At 69.6% G+C, this 16,102-nt stretch carries 14 protein-coding genes; 11 read left to right on the top strand and 3 right to left on the bottom strand.

Going from position 1 to position 16,102, the window contains the following annotated elements:
- Nucleotides 1-82: 82 nt before the first annotated feature.
- From AC5P1C_RS15845 to AC5P1C_RS15805, 9 genes are all read left to right on the top strand, one after another.
- Entirely contained in the window at nt 83-1,348 is a 1,266-nt protein-coding gene (locus AC5P1C_RS15845) for a M20 family metallopeptidase (protein WP_493866459.1), read from the top strand.
- Nucleotides 1,349-1,519: 171 nt separating this feature from the next.
- On the top strand, nt 1,520-2,620 hold the full coding sequence (locus AC5P1C_RS15840) for a BMP family lipoprotein (protein WP_493866458.1): 1,101 nt from the start codon (nt 1,520-1,522) through the stop codon (nt 2,618-2,620).
- A 208-nt stretch (nt 2,621-2,828) separates the two neighbouring features.
- A complete protein-coding gene (locus AC5P1C_RS15835) occupies nt 2,829-3,884 on the top strand; it encodes a BMP family lipoprotein (protein ID WP_493866457.1) in 1,056 nt (351 codons plus the stop codon).
- Between the two features lie 187 nt (nt 3,885-4,071).
- The gene (locus AC5P1C_RS15830; protein WP_493866456.1) at nt 4,072-5,673 is read left to right on the top strand and encodes an ABC transporter ATP-binding protein; all 1,602 of its coding nucleotides are present in this window, start codon (nt 4,072-4,074) and stop codon (nt 5,671-5,673) included.
- Nucleotides 5,670-6,821, top strand: coding sequence for an ABC transporter permease (locus AC5P1C_RS15825; RefSeq protein WP_493866455.1), 1,152 nt, complete (start codon nt 5,670-5,672; stop codon nt 6,819-6,821). The genes AC5P1C_RS15830 and AC5P1C_RS15825 overlap by 4 nt, the downstream gene beginning before the upstream one ends.
- Nucleotides 6,818-8,080 (top strand): ABC transporter permease, encoded by a 1,263-nt coding sequence (locus AC5P1C_RS15820; protein ID WP_493866454.1) that lies wholly within the window; start codon nt 6,818-6,820, stop codon nt 8,078-8,080. The genes AC5P1C_RS15825 and AC5P1C_RS15820 overlap by 4 nt, the downstream gene beginning before the upstream one ends.
- Entirely contained in the window at nt 8,077-8,466 is a 390-nt protein-coding gene (locus tag AC5P1C_RS15815) for a cytidine deaminase (protein WP_493866453.1), read from the top strand. The genes AC5P1C_RS15820 and AC5P1C_RS15815 overlap by 4 nt, the downstream gene beginning before the upstream one ends.
- 109 nt (nt 8,467-8,575) lie before the next feature.
- Nucleotides 8,576-9,853 (top strand): thymidine phosphorylase, encoded by a 1,278-nt coding sequence (locus AC5P1C_RS15810; RefSeq protein ID WP_493866452.1) that lies wholly within the window; start codon nt 8,576-8,578, stop codon nt 9,851-9,853.
- Between the two features lie 248 nt (nt 9,854-10,101).
- On the top strand, nt 10,102-10,461 hold the full coding sequence (locus AC5P1C_RS15805; protein ID WP_493866451.1) for an STAS domain-containing protein: 360 nt from the start codon (nt 10,102-10,104) through the stop codon (nt 10,459-10,461).
- Here the strand turns inward: AC5P1C_RS15805 and AC5P1C_RS15800 are convergent.
- Complete coding sequence (locus AC5P1C_RS15800) at nt 10,348-11,355, bottom strand: sigma-70 family RNA polymerase sigma factor (RefSeq protein WP_493866450.1); 1,008 nt, start codon at nt 11,353-11,355, stop codon at nt 10,348-10,350. The two genes, AC5P1C_RS15805 and AC5P1C_RS15800, sit on opposite strands and share 114 nt — an antisense overlap.
- Before the next feature lie 118 nt (nt 11,356-11,473).
- Nucleotides 11,474-12,766, bottom strand: coding sequence for an MFS transporter (locus AC5P1C_RS15795; RefSeq protein ID WP_493866449.1), 1,293 nt, complete (start codon nt 12,764-12,766; stop codon nt 11,474-11,476).
- Between the two features lie 62 nt (nt 12,767-12,828).
- On the opposite strand from AC5P1C_RS15795, the gene AC5P1C_RS15790 reads away from it, so the two are divergent.
- Nucleotides 12,829-13,830, top strand: coding sequence for a LysR family transcriptional regulator (locus AC5P1C_RS15790; protein ID WP_493866448.1), 1,002 nt, complete (start codon nt 12,829-12,831; stop codon nt 13,828-13,830).
- Nucleotides 13,831-13,930: 100 nt separating this feature from the next.
- Here the strand turns inward: AC5P1C_RS15790 and AC5P1C_RS15785 are convergent, their stop codons facing one another.
- Entirely contained in the window at nt 13,931-14,695 is a 765-nt protein-coding gene (locus tag AC5P1C_RS15785) for an alpha/beta fold hydrolase (RefSeq protein ID WP_493866447.1), read from the bottom strand.
- A gap of 114 nt (nt 14,696-14,809) precedes the next feature.
- Between AC5P1C_RS15785 and AC5P1C_RS15780 the strand changes: the two genes are divergently transcribed.
- The gene (locus AC5P1C_RS15780; protein WP_493866446.1) at nt 14,810-15,979 is read left to right on the top strand and encodes an adenosine deaminase; all 1,170 of its coding nucleotides are present in this window, start codon (nt 14,810-14,812) and stop codon (nt 15,977-15,979) included.
- Nucleotides 15,980-16,102: the final 123 nt, after the last annotated feature.

Here is a 16,102-nt window from a genome sequence, read left to right as displayed (position 1 = left end):
TTACCCTATCGGGCTGAACTTTTGTTGATCGTGGGTCAGTTGACCCGGGCCTCGCCCTACCCTTCAGAGGGTGAACCAACTGATGTCACGAGATTCCGAGCGAGGGTCCGAGGCCGATCTGCCCGGGGAAGCAGCGGGGGACGCCCCCGGGGAAGCAGCACTCCCCGGCGCGCTCCCGGACGCCTTGCGCGCTGAACTCATCGCCTTCCGCCGCGACTTGCACATGCACCCCGAGCTCGGCAACCAGGAGTTCCGTACGACCGCGGCCCTCAAGGCCCGGCTCGAGCGGGCAGGTCTGGAGCCGCGCGTACTCGACATCGGCACCGGCCTCGTCTGTGACATCGGCACCGAACAGTGGGACGGCGTGCGCCCCATGCTCGCCCTGCGTGCCGACATCGACGCGCTGCCCATCCCGGACACCAAGCTCGGCGTGCCGTACCGCTCCACCGTGCCCGACCGCGCCCACGCCTGCGGACACGACGTGCACACCGTCGTGGTGCTCGGCGCCGGGCTCGTCCTGGCCGAGCTCGCCAAGCAGGGGCAACTGCCCTTTCCCGTACGGCTGATCTTCCAGCCCGCCGAGGAGGTCCTGCCCGGCGGCGCGCCCGATGCCATCGAGTCCGGGGTGCTCGAAGGGGTCGGGCGGATCATCGGCGTGCACTGTGATCCGCGCGTCGACGCCGGGAAGATCGGCCTCCGGCACGGCCCGATCACCTCCGCCTGCGACCGGCTCGAGGTCTCGCTCGACGGAGCGGGCGGCCATACCGCGCGCCCGCACCTCACCACCGACCTCGTCACCGCCGCCGCCAAGGTCGTCACCGAGGTCCCCGCCCTGGTCGCCCGCCGTGTCGACGCCCGCTCGGGCCTCTCCGTGACGTGGGGCCGCATCGAGTCCGGGCACGCCTGCAACGTCATCCCGCAGCACGCCGAACTCTCCGGCACCGTCCGCTGCCTGGACCTCGCCGCCTGGCGGCTGGCGCCCGACCTGGTGGTCGGCGCCATCCAGGAGATCGCCGACCTCTACCGCGCCAAGTCCGAGGTGAACTACATCCGCGGGGTGCCGCCCGTCGTGAACGACCCAGAGGTGACGGACCTGTTGCGCGAGTCCATGGAGCTGCGGCGCGGGACGCACTCCGTCGAGGACACCGAACAGAGCCTGGGCGGCGAGGACTTCTCCTGGTACCTGGAGCACCTGCCCGGCGCCATGGCCCGCCTCGGCGTCCGTACGCCCGGCGAGCGCACCGTCCGCGATCTGCACCAGGGCGACTTCGACGCGGACGAGTCGGCGATCACCGTCGGCGTCGAGCTCTTCACCGCCGCGGCGCTGCTTGACGGCGCCGACAGGTAACCACCGCTATCGGCCGGTTACGGACCACCCGTTCACCCGGACGTAACCGGCCCTCGGCACGAATAGGTAACGGCAGTGCGAAACCCCGTTCCCCTCCCTTTCTACGCGCGTTACTGTGCGCCGAAATCAGGCCCTTCAAGGGTGCTTTGGGGAACGTAAGGGGTGCGTCCTATGCGTCTTCGTCGAGGATCTCGTGGAACACGGGGATCGAGGCTCTCCCAAGTGGCCGTCGTGGTGGCGTCCCTCGCCCTCGCGGCCTCAGCGTGCGGCAAGACCAGCAGCGAGGCGTCAGAGGACGAGGGCGACAAGTCCGGTGGTTCCTCGGAGTACAAGGGCAAGGGCATCGGCCTCGCGTACGACATCGGCGGCCAGGGCGACCAGTCGTTCAACGACGCCGCATACGCCGGATACGACAAGGCGCGCAAGGACTTCAAGATCGGCGGCGTGGACATGGAGCCGGGCGACGGCGAGTCCAGTGCCGACAAGGTCCAGCGCATCGAGCAGCTGGCCAAGCAGGGCTACAACCCGGTGATCGGCGTCGGGTACATCTACGCCCCCGCCATCAAGGAGGCCGCGGCGAAGTTCCCGAAGACCACGTTCGGGATCATCGACGACAACACCGTCAAGGCCGACAACGTCGCCGACCTCGTGTTCCACGAGGAGCAGGGGTCCTACCTGGCGGGCGTCGCCGCCGCGAAGGCGACCAAGGCCGACCACGTCGGCTTCATCGGCGGCGTCGACATCAACCTCATCCACAAGTTCGAGGCGGGCTTCGTGCAAGGGGTCAAGTCCATCGACCCCAAGATCAAGATCGAGAAGAGGTACCTCACCGAGAAGCCCGAGGACGGCGGCTTCAACAGCCCCGACAAGGGACAGAACGCGGCGAGCGGTCAGATCGAGTCGGGCGCCGACGTGCTCTACCACGCGGCGGGGCTCTCCGGGCAGGGCGTGATCCAGGAGGCCGGCTCCCAGAAGGTGTGGGCGATCGGCGTCGACTCCGACCAGTACAAGCAGAAGGCCCTGGCCAAGTACAAGGACTACATCCTCGGCTCGGCGCTCAAGGACGTCGGCGGCGCGGTCTACGACCTGACGAAGTCGGTCGTCGAGGGCAAGCCGATCACGGGCGAGCAGCGCTACGACCTGAAGTCCGGGCGCGTCGGGTTCGCCGACTCCAACCCGAAGTACGCGGCGATGAAGGACGTGGTCGCCGCCGTGGAGAAGGCCGAGAAGGACATCGTCGACGGCAAGGTCACGGTCAAGACCACGCCGTAGCCCGACCCGCGACAGCTGGGGCGCCCCGCGTGTGCGGGGCGCCCCACTGTGCGTCCATGCTCCCGCAACCTCGCGGCCACAGCTCGATAACGGACGGGACAGAAGGGTTCTTATGTCAGGTCTACGCGCGTTACGCTGCGGCGAAATCAGCGCCAGGTGAGGCGCTCGTACGTGCTTGTGCTTGCTTGTACATAAGGAGTTCCTCTCTATGCGCCGGGTTTCCCGAATTGCCGCAGCGGGCATCGCGACCGCCGCCCTCGCCGTCTCCGCCACCGCTTGCGGCGGCACGTCCAGCGACGCCGCCGGTTCCAAGGGCGACGGCAAGCACAAGGGCGTCGCCATCGCGTACGACGTCGGCGGCAAGGGCGACCAGTCCTTCAACGACGCCGCGACCGCCGGTATGGACAAGGCCGCCAAGGACCTGAAGGTCGGCAAGAAGGCCGTCGAGCCGACGGACGGCGAGTCCGACGCCGACAAGTCCCAGCGCCTGACCGAGCTCGCCAAGCAGGGCTACAACCCGGTGATCGGCATCGGCTACGCCTACGCCCCCGCCGTGAAGGAGGTCGCCGCGAAGTTCCCGAAGGTCACCTTCGGCATCGTCGACGACGCCACCATCAAGGCGGACAACGTCTCCGACCTGGTCTTCAACGAGGAGCAGTCCTCGTACCTCGCGGGTGTCGCCGCGGCCAAGGCCAGCAAGAAGAAGAGCGTCGGCTTCGTCGGCGGCGTGAACAACAACCTGATCCGCAAGTTCGAGGCGGGCTTCGTCCAGGGCGTCAAGGACACCGACAAGTCGGTGAAGATCAAGCGCCAGATGCTCACCGAGAAGGCCGAGGACGGCGGCTTCTCCAGCCCCGACAAGGGCAAGGAGGCGGCGAGCGGCCAGATCGAGGGTGGCGCCGACGTGGTCTACCACGCGGCCGGTCTCTCGGGTCAGGGCGTCATCGAGGCGGCCGCCGCGAAGAAGGTCTGGGCGATCGGTGTCGACTCCGACCAGTACAAGCAGAAGGCCCTGGACAAGTACAAGAAGTACATCCTGACCTCGGCGACCAAGGACGTCGCCGGAGCGGTGTACAACCTGACCAAGTCGGTCCAGGATGACACTGCCAAGGGCGGCGTGGTCCGTGCGGACCTGAAGTCCGGCGGTGTCGCGCTCGCCGAGTCGAACCCCGAGTTCATGGAGATGAAGGACCTGCAGGCCGCGCTGAAGAAGGCCGAGCAGGACATCATCAGCGGCAAGATCAAGGTCAAGACCGCGCTGTAACGGGACTGCGCCTTAACCGCGAAGTCACGGCCGCGGAACGGGGTGTGGGGGACGATGGTTCCCCGCGCCCCGTTCGCGCGGCCCATTGCTCAACTCCCGTCGAACCAGGGGCGCTACGCGCGTAGGTGGCCCCTTTCCTGAGGATTCCCGAGGAGAGTGCGCCATCGACGCGTCCACCAGCCCAGACATGGGCAAGACCACCGCCCAGGCCGTTGCCGTCGAACTCACCGGCATCACCAAGCGTTTCCCGGGCGTCGTGGCCAACCATGACATCCGCCTGACCGTCCGCAAGGGCACCGTGCACGCCCTCGTCGGCGAGAACGGCGCGGGCAAGTCGACCCTGATGAAGATCCTCTACGGCATGCAGAAGCCGGACGAGGGCACCATCTCGGTCGACGGGGCCCAAGTGGCCTTCTCCAGCCCGGCCGACGCCATCGCGCGCGGCATCGGCATGGTCCACCAGCACTTCATGCTCGCCGACCAGCTCACGGTCCTGGAGAACATCGTTCTCGGCAGCGAGAAGCTGCACGGCATCGGCGGCGCCGCCCGCCGCAAGATCGCGGAGATATCCGACCGGTACGGCCTCGGGGTGCGCCCCGACGCCATGGTCGAGGACCTCGGTGTCGCCGACCGGCAGCGCGTGGAGATCCTCAAGGTCCTCTACCGCGGCGCCACCACGCTCATCCTCGATGAGCCCACGGCCGTGCTCGTGCCGCAGGAGGTCGACGCGCTCTTCGACAACCTGCGCGAGCTGAAGTCCGAGGGCCTGTCCGTCATCTTCATCTCCCACAAGCTGGGCGAAGTCCTGTCCGTCGCCGACGACATCACCGTCATCCGGCGCGGCACGACCGTCGGCACGGCGATCCCGTCCGAGACGACCCCGCGCCAGCTCGCCGAGCTGATGGTCGGCAGCGAGCTGCCCACCCCGGAGACCGCCGAGTCGACGGTCACCGACCGGGCGATGATCGAGGTCAAGGAGCTCAAGCTGCTCGCCGACGGCGAGTCGGGCCGCGCACTCCTCGACGACATCTCCTTCACCATCCACGAGGGCGAAGTGCTCGGCCTCGCGGGCGTCGAGGGCAACGGCCAGACCGAGCTGATCGACGCGCTCATCGGCCTCAAGCACGCCGACTCCGGCGTCATCCGCATGGCAGGCGAGGACATCACAGGCCTGGCCACGCGGCACCGCCGCGAGCAGGGCATCGGCTACATCCCCGAGGACCGCCACCGCCACGGCCTCCTCCTGGAGTCGCCGCTCTGGGAGAACCGCATCCTCGGGCACGTCACCGAGAAGCCCAACTCCCGCGGCAAGCGCGGCTTCTGGCTCGACACCAAGGGTGCGCAGGCCGACACCCGGCGCATCGTCGAGGCGTACGACGTCCGTACGCCCGGCATCGACGTCACGGCCGCGTCCCTCTCCGGCGGCAACCAGCAGAAGCTGATCGTCGGCCGCGAGATGAGCCACAATCCCCGCTTCCTGATCGCCGCCCACCCCACCCGCGGTGTGGACGTCGGCGCACAGGCCCAGATCTGGGACCAGATCCGCGAGGCACGCCGCGAAGGACTCGCCGTCCTGCTCATCTCGGCGGACCTGGACGAGCTGATCGGCCTCTCCGACACCCTCCGTGTGATCTACCGCGGACGGCTCGTCGCCGACGCCGACCCGGCCACCATCACGCCGGAGGAGCTCGGTTCGGCCATGACCGGTGCGGCGTCGGGCCACCTCGAACACGTAGAAGAAGACCCCGAAGAGGGCTCTGGCGACACTTCGGAGGACGAGGCCCGATGAAGAAGTTCGACAAGGAGCGCGTGCTCCTCGCGGTGGCCGGACCGGTCATCGCGCTCGTCGTGGCCGTGGCGCTGACCTCGGTCGTGCTGCTCGCGTCGGGCAAGAACCCGATCGAGCCGTACACCCTGATGCTGGAGCAGATCAGCTACTCCGACGTCCAGGTCCTGACCATCAACCAGGCCGGGATGTACTACCTGGCGGCGCTCGCGGTGGCCGTCGGCTTCCGCATGAACCTGTTCAACATCGGTGTGGACGGGCAGTACCGCCTCGCCGCGGTGACCACCGCCGTCGTCGGCGCGCACGTCGCGCTTCCGGCGCCGCTCCAGATCCCGCTCCTGATGCTGGTCGCCATGCTCACCGGCGCCTTCTGGGCGGGCATCGCGGGCATCCTCAAGACCACCCGCGGGGTCAGCGAGGTCGTCGCGACGATCATGCTCAACGCCATCGCGACGAGCGTCATCGGCTATATGACCCTCACCGACAACTTCGGTGTCCCGGTCGGCAACAACCAGACCACCGGCGAGATGCACGAGTCCGGCTGGTTCCCGGGGATCAGCATGGGCGAGTCCGGCGAGATCTACGGCTTCGTGATCATTGCCGCGCTCGCGGGCGTCCTGTACTGGCTGGTCCTCAACCGCACGCGCTTCGGCTTCGACCTGCGCGCCACCGGCGCCTCCACGTCGGCCGCCGCGGCTTCCGGCGTGAACGCCAAGCGCATGGTGCTCAGCGCCATGCTGATCTCCGGCGCGGTCGCGGGTCTCGCGGGCATGCCGATCCTGCTCGGCGACACCCACACCTACAGCCTCAGCTTCCCCGCGGGGCTCGGCTTCACCGGCATCGGCATCGCCCTGCTCGGCCGCAACAACCCGGTCGGCATCGCGTTCGCCTCGCTGCTCTGGGCCTTCCTCGACAAGGCGTCACCCGCCCTGGACTACGCGACCCCGGTCGCGTACGACAAGGAGATCGCGGTGATCATGCAGGGCCTCATCGTGATCGCGGTCGTCGTCTCCTACGAGGCCGTACGCCGCTGGGGCCTGAGCCGTCAGCAGCGCCGCGTCGGCGAGGAGCTGGCTGCCGCCGCCCGCAACAACGGCCACAACGGCAACGACGGCAACAACGACACCGTGAAGGAGGTGGCTGCCCGATGAGCTCGGCAACCGTAGCCAAGCCCCCGGCCAAGCAGCCCGCGCCGGGCCGCCGCCGCATCTCGCTCCCCGTCCTCCTGCTCGTCATCGCGGGCGTCCTCGTCCTGACGTCCGTGGTCCGCCTGATCACCGACGCGAACGGCATCACCTCCACCGGCCAGATGTCCACCGCACTGCGCCTCGCCGTGCCGATCGGCCTCGCGGGCCTCGGCGGTCTGTGGGCCGAGCGCGCGGGCGTGGTCAACATCGGTCTTGAGGGCATGCTGATTCTCGGCACCTGGTTCGGCGCGTTCGCCGGCTACCAGTGGGGCCCGTGGGTCGGCATCCTGTTCGGCGTACTCGGCGGCGCGCTCGGCGGCCTCCTGCACGCGATCGTGACGGTCACCTTCAACGTCAACCACATCGTCTCCGGTGTGGCCCTGAACATCCTCGCCCTGGGCGTCACGCGCTACCTCTCCACCTTCGCCTTCGAGGGCAAGGAGGGCGGTACGTCCAAGCAGTCGCCGCCGGTCGACTCGCTCGGGGAGTTCTCCGTACCCGGCCTCTCCGGCTGGCTGCAGGACCTGAACGAGAAGCACTGGTTCCTCGTCTCGGACCTCGCGGGCCTGCTCGGCGGCCTGTTCACCAACCTGTCGCCGCTCACCGTCATCGCCGTCGCGATGGTGCCGCTGAGCTGGTGGGTCCTGTGGCGTACGTCGTTCGGTCTGCGTCTGCGCTCCTGCGGCGAGAACCCGGTCGCGGCCGAGTCCCTCGGTGTGAACGTCTACAAGTACAAGTACCTGGCAGTGATCATCTCCGGCGGCCTCGCGGGCCTCGGCGGCGCGTTCCTCTCCCTGGTCGCCTCCAACATCTACCTGGAGGGCCAGACCGGCGGGCGCGGCTACATCGGCCTCGCCGCCATGATCTTCGGCAACTGGATGCCGGGCGGACTCGCGCTCGGTGCCGGCCTGTTCGGTTACACCGACAGCCTGAAGCTCCGGGGCGGCGGCACGAACGTGCACGCACTGCTCCTGCTGCTCGCGATCCTGCTGGTCATCGGCGCGGCGTACCTCGTATGGCGCAAGCGTTACGTCCCCGCGGCGATCACCGCGGCCGTCTCGGCGCTGATGTTCGCGTGGTACGGCTTGACCGACGAGGTGCCCAACCAGGTCGTCACCGCGACGCCGTACGTCGTCACGCTGCTCGTGCTCTCGCTCTCCGCCCAGCGGCTGCGGATGCCGAAGGCGGACGGCCAGCCCTACCGAAAGGGACAAGGAACGTGACCGAGACCGACTGGGACGCGCTGCGGGACGCTGCGCGCGAGGCCATGTCCCGTGCGTACGCGCCCTACTCGGGCTTCCCGGTCGGTGCCGCGGCCCTCGTGGACGACGGCCGCACGGTGTCGGGCTGCAACGTGGAGAACGCGTCGTACGGCCTCGGCCTGTGCGCCGAGTGCGGCCTGGTGTCGCAGCTCCAGCTCACCGGGGGCGGCCGGCTGACGCACTTCACGTGCGTGGACGGCAAGGGCGAGATCCTGATGCCGTGCGGCCGCTGCCGCCAGCTGCTGTACGAGTTCGGCGGCTCGGGGCTGTTGCTCGAGACGGCCGCGGGCATCCGGACGCTGGGGGAGATGCTGCCGGACGCGTTCGGCCCGCAGCACCTCAACTGACGTACGGCCCCTGCCCGTTGCCTCAGGCCGGGCGGGGGCCGTCTTCATCTCGCGGCTCTATGCGCGTAGAGTCGCGATCACCGTTTTAGGCGCAAAGAGGGGTTATGCCATGGACGTCATCTCCGTCATCCGTACGAAGCGGGACCGAGGCGAGCTCAGTGACGAGCAGATCGACTGGGTCATCGACGCCTACACGCGTGGCGCGGTCGCCGACGAGCAGATGTCCGCCCTGGCCATGGCGATCCTGCTGAACGGCATGAACCGTGGCGAGATCGCCCGCTGGACGGCCGCGATGATCGCGAGCGGCGAGCGCATGGACTTCTCGTCCCTGTCCCGCCCCACGTCGGACAAGCACTCCACCGGCGGCGTCGGCGACAAGATCACGCTGCCGCTCGCCCCGCTGGTCGCGGCGTGCGGCGCGGCGGTCCCGCAGCTGTCGGGCCGGGGCCTGGGCCACACGGGCGGCACGCTGGACAAGCTGGAGTCGATCCCGGGCTGGCGCGCCCTGCTCTCGAACGAGGAGATGCTCTCCGTCCTGGACGGCGTCGGCTCGGTGATCTGCGCGGCGGGGGATGGCCTGGCCCCGGCCGACAAGAAGCTGTACGCGCTGCGGGATGTGACGGGCACGGTGGAGGCGATCCCGCTCATCGCTTCCTCGATCATGTCGAAGAAGATCGCGGAGGGTACGGGATCGCTGGTCCTGGACGTGAAGGTGGGCACGGGAGCCTTCATGAAGACCCTGGAGGACGCGCGTGAGCTGGCGTCCACGATGGTGGGCCTGGGCACGGACCACGGCGTACGCACGGTGGCGCTGCTCACGGACATGTCCACGCCGCTGGGCCTGACGGCGGGCAACGCGCTTGAGGTCCGGGAGTCGGTGGAGGTCCTCGCGGGCGGCGGCCCGTCGGACGTGGTCGAACTGACCCTCGCGCTCGCCCGGGAGATGCTGGACGCGGCGGGGCTGCGTGATGTGGACCCGGCGAAGGCGCTGGCCGATGGCTCGGCGATGGACGTGTGGCGCCGGATGATCTCCGCCCAGGGCGGCGACCCGGACGCGACGCTCCCGGTGGCCCGGGAGACGCACGTCGTGACGGCTCCGTCGTCCGGGGTGCTGACCCGGCTCGACGCGTACGACGTCGGGGTCGCCGCGTGGCGGCTCGGCGCCGGGCGTGCGCGCAAGGAGGACGTGGTGCAGGCGGGGGCGGGGGTGGAGCTGCATGCGAAGCCGGGCGCTCGGGTCCGCGCGGGGGAGCCGATCATGACCCTGCACACGGATACTCCCGAGCGGTTCCAGTACGCACTGGAGGCGGTGGCGGGGTCCTTCGACATCGCCCCCGAGGGGACGGGCTTCGCGGCGACTCCGATCGTGCTGGACCGCATCGCGTAGGGGTTTTCCCCAACCGCGCGCCTTCCCGGCTGTGACATGTGCGGCTCAGCCGCGGGCCGCACCTCAAACGCCGGACGGGCTATTTCTGGCCCGTCCGGCGTTTGAGGACCGGGGTCTGGGGCGGAGTCCCAGGTAGGCCCGGGGCGCAGGCACGGTTTTCGGGAAGGGGCGGGGTTGGGGACGGGCCGCCGCAGGCGCACCGGCGCACCTACCGATGAGTTCCGGGCCCCCGCACGGTCTCCCTCAACGTGGAAGCCAATAGCCCGCCAGACCTGACCCTCACCGGCACCCTCAGCCGAGAGGCCACGCACCGCCTCTGCGAGGAGGCCCGCGTCACGCTGCAAGCGAGCGACGCGGACGTCCTCGTATGCGACGTGGCCGGCCTCGGCCCACCCGTCCTCGCCGCGGTGGACGCCCTCGCCCGACTGCAACTCACCGCCCGCCGCGCAGGCGGCCGGATCCGCCTGCGGAATCCGGCCCCGGACCTGCGCGAGCTACTGCACCTCGTCGGGCTCCCCATGGAGGTCGAGGTGGACCGGCATGCCGAACAGCGGGAACCACCGGGGTGTGTCCAGGAAGCAGTGGAAGCCCGCGATCCGCCCCTCTGAGATCTCGATGACCTGAATCGCCCACGGCGCGAACCCACCCTTCTCGGGGTCGGGCTTGTAGTGGGCGAAGCCCGGCGTGCCGTTGACGTTGACCGGGAACAGACGGCTGTCGGCGCAGGAGGCGCCCATGGTCGACATGAAGCCGGTGATGTCGGACGTGCCGCGCAGCCACAGGTCGAACGGGGGCATCGTCATGATGGCGTCTTCGTGCAGCAACGCCGTCAGCGCCGCCATGTCGTACCCCTCGAAGGCGGCGACATAGCGCTCGAGCAGCTTCTGCTGCTCGTCGTCCAGAGGGTCGGATACGGCCGTGTCGTCGGTGTGGCCATCGGCCAGCGTCGCCCGCGCCCGCTGCAACGCACTGTTGACGGAGGCCACGGAGGTGTCGAGGAGCTCGGCGGCCTCGCTGGCCTTCCACGCCAGGACCTCGCGCAGGATCAGCACCGCCCGCTGCTTCGGCGGCAGTTGCTGCAGGGCGGCGACGAAGGCGAGCCGCACCGACTCCTTCGCCACGGCCGCCTCGGCGGGGTCGCTGACGGACGGCAGCACGCGCGCGTCCGGCATCGGCTCCAGCCACACATTGTCCGGGCGCGGCGTCAGCGCGGCCTGGGCCAGCGGCGCCGCGGCGGTCAGGTCCATGGGCCGGGCGCGGCGGTTGCCCGCGTTCAGCATGTCCAGGCAGACGTTCGTCGCGATGCGGTACAGCCACGACCTCAGGCTGGAGCGGCCCTCGAACTTCTCGTGGCTCCGCCAGGCGCGGACCATCGTGTCCTGCACCGCGTCCTCGGCCTCGAAGGCCGAGCCCAGCATGCGATAGCAGTACCCGGTCAGCTCGACCCGGTGCTTCTCCAGCGTGACGTCCAGTTCGGACGTCGTCCCTGCGATGTCAGTCATCCCAACCCACCCCTGCGGCTGCCACGAAAGTCCCAGCACTTTGGAAGCTACCGCAGCCCACTGACAACGGCCCCCGGAGTAGGAAAACCCGCAGGCAGGAGTGGTGGCCCGGAAACAGCTAGTGCGCCGCCACGAGCCCCCGCCGCTCCTGCGTCCGAGCCGCGTGCGAACCCCAGACGGTGATCGAGACGACGCCGAGCACCGCGAGCAGCCCCAGGCCCACCGTCCCGGCCCAGCCGCCGGAGTGGAAGGCGACCGCCCCGAGGGTGCCGCCCGCGCTGGAGCCCAGGTAGTACGCGGACTGGTAGAGCGCCGAAGCCTGCGCACGCCCCGTGGTGGCCGTACGGCTCACGGACGAGGAGGCGACCGCGTGACCGGCGAAGAAGCCCGCGGTGATCAGGACGAGCCCGAGCAGCACCATGACCAGGGCGTCGGAGAGGGAGAGGAGCAGACCCCCCGCCGTCGTGCTCACCGCCAGGTACAGCGCCCCGCGCCTGCCGAGCCGCGTCACCAGCTTCCCCGCGGCGGCCGACGAGACCGTACCGACGAGGTAGACCAGGAAGATCGAGCCGATGATGCCCTGCGGGAGCGAGAAGGGCGCCTCGGTGAGGCGGTAGCCGATCACCGTGTAGACCGCGCCGAACACGGTCATGAACAGCGCGCCGATCGCGTACAGGCGGCACAGCAGCGGGTTGGAGAGGTGCGAACGGATCGTCCGGCCGAGCGCCTTGGGGTTGAGCGAGCCCGCCGTGAAGTGGCGCGGCGCGGGCAGCAGCGCGCGGAAGGCGAGCGCGCACAGCACGGCCACGATGCCCACCACACCGACGGCCACGCGCCAGCCCCAGGCCTGCGCGACCCAGCCCGTGATGACGCGACCGCTCATGCCGCCGATGGAGTTCCCCGCCACGAACATGCCGATCGCGGCGACCAGCGCCTTGGGCCGCACCTCCTCCGCGAGGAAGGCCATCGCGGACGCCGGAAGCCCGGCGAGCGCGGCGCCCTGCACGGCGCGCAGCGCGATGAGCGCGCCGATGGAGGGCGCGAAGGGGACGAGAAGACCCACGACCACCGCGACCGTCAGGGAGACCGTCATCAGCGTCCGCCGCCCGAACCGCTCGCTGAGCGCGCTCAGGGGCAGTACGAAGAGGGCGAGCGCGCCCGTGGCGGCCGACACCGTCCAGCTCGCCGTGCTCGCGCTGACGCCGAAGTCGGCGGAGACGAGGGGGAGCAGGGCCTGCGTGGAGTAGAGGAGGGCGAAGGTGGCGACACCCGCGAGGAAGAGGGCGAAGCTCATCCGGCGGTAGCCGGGCCCGCCGGGATTCAGGCGCGTGTCGGTGGCATCGGTGGGAGGGGACGACGGAGGAAGGGCGACCGCGTGGGTGGCGGACGCCCCGCTACTGGCAGGAGGCATGCATCGAACGTAGGCACACGAGACTCATCCGTCCAATGCATGGATTGGCCATAATCGTTCCCATGGTGCATGTGCGCAGTTCAGAGCGGCGTCTGTCGCAGAGCAGTTACGTAGGAGACATCTCGGCGGTCGTCGCCGCGTCGCCCGCCGGGCTCACCCCGGAGTCCTGGTCCGCGCTGCTCTCGCCGCGGCTCGCGTACTTCGCGGGGGTCGCGCGGACGGAGCACGTGACGCGGGCCGCGCAGGAGATGCAGGTTCCGCAGTCGACGCTCTCGCGTGCGCTGGTACGCCTCGAACAGGACCTGGGGGTCGACCTGTTCGCCCGGCACGGCCGCACGGTGTCCCTGACCCCGGCGGGGCGTACGTTCCTCGCCTCGGTCGAGCGGGCGCTGGGTGAGGTGGAGCGGGCCGCGGAGTCCGTACGGGCCGACGCGGACCCGGCGTCGGGCAAGGTGGCCTTCGGTTTCCTCCACACGATGGGCTCGGAGACCGTGCCCGGCCTGATCCGCGCCTTCCGGGCGGACCATCCGAGGATCCGCTTCAGCCTCGTACAGAACTACGGGGAGGCGATGATCGAGCGGCTGCGGGCGGGGGAGCTGGACCTGTGCCTGACCTCGCCCGTGCCGGACGCTCCCGATCTCGTGGCCCGCCGCCTGGACGAGCAGCGGCTGCGTCTCGTGGTGCCGGACGACCACCGGCTGGCCTCCCGCAAGCGGGTCCGCCTCGCGGAGGCGGCGGACGAGGCCTTCGTGACCCTCGAACCCGGCTACGGGCTGCGTCGCATCACGGACGACCTCTGTCAGGAGGCCGGCTTCAAGCCGCGGATCGCGTTCGAGGGGGAGGAGGCGGAGACACTGCGGGGGCTTGTGGCGGCGGGGCTCGGGGTGGCCCTCCTGCCGCCACCGGCTGTGCCCCGCCCGGGAGTTGTGGAACTCACGGTGACGGGGCAGCGGGCGGTGCGGGAGATCGGCGTGGCCTGGCTGGACGGGCATCCGGATACGCCGCCGGTGGCGGCGTTCAAGAAGTTCCTGCTGGGGCGGCGGGGCAGGTTGCTGCCGGAGTGATCCGCACCGTCATCACCGGCTTCGCCGAGTTCGTCCTCGAACGCCGGACGGGCTGGAGCTTGCCGTCCGGCGTTTGAGGCCATCTTGTCGGCGGTCCCGCTCAGTGCCGCATGGACCGCCCAAAGCCGGAGGCAAGAGGCATCCGCAGACCCAGCGGCGGCGGAGCCGCCAGTGCGTCCTCCAAGGGGCGCGCGTACGCGTGGCCGAACAGGGAGCCCAGGACGAAGTCCGAGGCCAGGGCCTGTACTTCGGAGTGGTGCTGCTGCAACCGGTGGCCGTCGGAGTGGACTTCGAACCGGCACACCTCCCGGTTCGCCTTCTTCGCCCGCTCCGCGAGCCGGAACGAAAGCTCGGGATCGGACCGCTCGTCGTTCGTGCCGTGCACGATCAGGACCCGCCGTCCCGCCAACTGCTTCACCGGTTCGGGGGGCGCGGCCACGTCGTCCTCGGGCAGCCAAGGGGCCACGGCCAGGACCGAGTTGACCGCTTCGTGGCCACCGGCCCGCAGTGCCGCACGGCCGCCCATGTCCACGCCGACGAGGCAGATCGAGACGTCGCCGTAGAGGCGGACGATCTCGTCCGCCGCCCACTCCGCGTCCCGCGCGAGCTCGGCCTGTGCCCCGTTCCAGCCCCGGTAGCGGTAGTGCACGACGTGCGCGGCGAGCCCCTCGGCGCGGCCGTCGTGGGCGAGCCTGCGGCCGAGCGCGCGCACCGCGGTCGCGGCGAACGGGGACGGCTTGCGGGCGGAGGTCTCGTGGCCGCCGGGGAGCAGCAGCACCGCGCCGCTGACCGCCGAAGGCCGGGCGCCGATCACGCGTCCGAGCCTGGCCGCGCGCGCGGAATCGGGCGTCGCTTGCTGTGCCATGACAGAACAGTGTCAGAAGCGATGGTGTACGCCACCCGTCCGCGGGGTCACTGTTACGTATCGACCCGTGAGATCCACCCGGCGATCTACGCGCGTAGGCGCTAGAGTGCCGAGATGACGAGCCAGACCACCAAAGCCGGTCAGACGGACCGCGAAACGCCAAGCGCCGAACAGATCCGCCGCGCCCCGAAGGCGCTCCTGCACGACCACCTCGACGGTGGCCTGCGCCCCGGCACGATCGTCGACCTCGCCCGTGAGTCGGGGTACGAGGGCCTGCCCGAGACCGACCCCGACAAGCTGGGGATCTGGTTCAGGGAAGCGGCCGACTCCGGTTCGCTGCCGCGCTATCTGGAGACCTTCGCCCACACCTGCGCTGTCATGCAGACGAAGGACGCCCTCAAGCGCGTGGCGGCCGAGTGCGCCGAGGACCTCGCCGAGGACGGCGTCGTCTACGCCGAGATCCGGTACGCCCCCGAGCAGCACCTGGAGCAGGGCCTCACCCTCGAAGATGTCGTCGAGGCCGTCAACGAAGGCTTCCGGGAAGGCGAGCGGCGCGCGAAGGCCAATGGCCACCGCATCCGCGTGGGCGCGCTGCTCACCGCCATGCGGCACGCCGCCCGTGCCCTGGAGATCGCCGAACTCGCCAACCGCTACCGCGACCTGGGCGTCGTCGGCTTCGACATCGCGGGCGCGGAGGCGGGCTTCCCGCCCACCCGGCACCTCGACGCCTTCGAGTACCTCAAGCGCGAGAACAACCACTTCACGATCCACGCGGGCGAGGCCTTCGGTCTGCCGTCCATCTGGCAGGCCCTGCAGTGGTGCGGTGCCGACCGCCTCGGCCACGGCGTGCGGATCATCGACGACATCCAGGTCGCCGACGACGGCACGGTGAAGCTCGGCCGCCTCGCCGGCTACGTACGCGACAAGCGCGTCCCCCTGGAGTTGTGCCCCAGTTCCAACCTGCAGACGGGCGCCGCGAGCTCGTACGCCGAGCACCCCATCGGGCTGCTCCGCAAGCTGCACTTCCGGGCCACGGTGAACACCGACAACCGCCTGATGTCCGGCACCAGCATGAGCCGCGAATTCGAGCACCTGGTCGGAACATTCGGCTACACGCTCGACGACATGCAGTGGTTCACAGTCAATGCGATGAAATCAGCGTTCATTCCTTTCGATGAACGCCTTGCCATGATCAATGACGTGATCAAGCCCGGATATGCCGAGCTGAAGTCCGAGTGGCTGTTCCGTCAGACCGCCTCCACCAGGGATTCTGTCGACGTGTAACAGAAACTGAAGCAATGCGGGCACGGCCGGGAACATTAATTCCCGGCCGTGTTTTTTGCTGTTTCGCTGTTTGCGGACGACGCCTTCGCATGTTTACGGTCTTGGGCCGCTCAAAAGTCCCCC

Source organism: Streptomyces sp. A18 (assembly GCF_059026065.1).
The sequence above is the reverse complement of the archived record's forward strand: the minus strand, read 5'-3'. Positions and strand labels throughout refer to the sequence as shown.